The organism is Flavobacterium sp. NRK F7, assembly GCF_024054195.1.
GTDB lineage: Bacteria > Bacteroidota > Bacteroidia > Flavobacteriales > Flavobacteriaceae > Flavobacterium.
The window spans coordinates 1-375 of the sequence record NZ_JAMXLB010000029.1 but is presented as its reverse complement, the minus strand read 5'-3'; the positions used below and the strand labels follow the sequence as shown (position 1 = coordinate 375).

Genomic DNA, 375 nt, shown 5'->3' with positions numbered 1-375 from the left:
GTATCTTTTGTAGGATTGGGATAACCTCCAGCTAAAATTACTTCGTCAATTTTATTGGTTCTATTTACTACGTTATCTTCATAAGTATATTTAGTATAACCACCTGTAGGATATGTAATTTTATTTAACAAACCTATTCCGCAAAGACTAGGGTTAACTCTTCTATCACCTGTACCTGATTCTAAAGGAAGAATAAAAAGATTGTTATTAGATCCATTGTAATACCCCCAAATGTCTTTTGAGTTGGAATGTCTATTAGGCATTGGACTACTCAAATCATACTCAAAAGTATAGGTATTTGTATCATTGGCATCCAGAAGATTCACTTCTTCCACACTTGCTAAAAACAATCTTTTTCTAGCGTGAGGATCGGCA

General features: G+C 33.6%; 1 pseudogene. It reads right to left on the bottom strand.

The annotated features are described in order from the left end of the window. Positions 1-375, bottom strand: a pseudogene (locus tag NHF47_RS17205) (hypothetical protein); the annotation flags it as partial.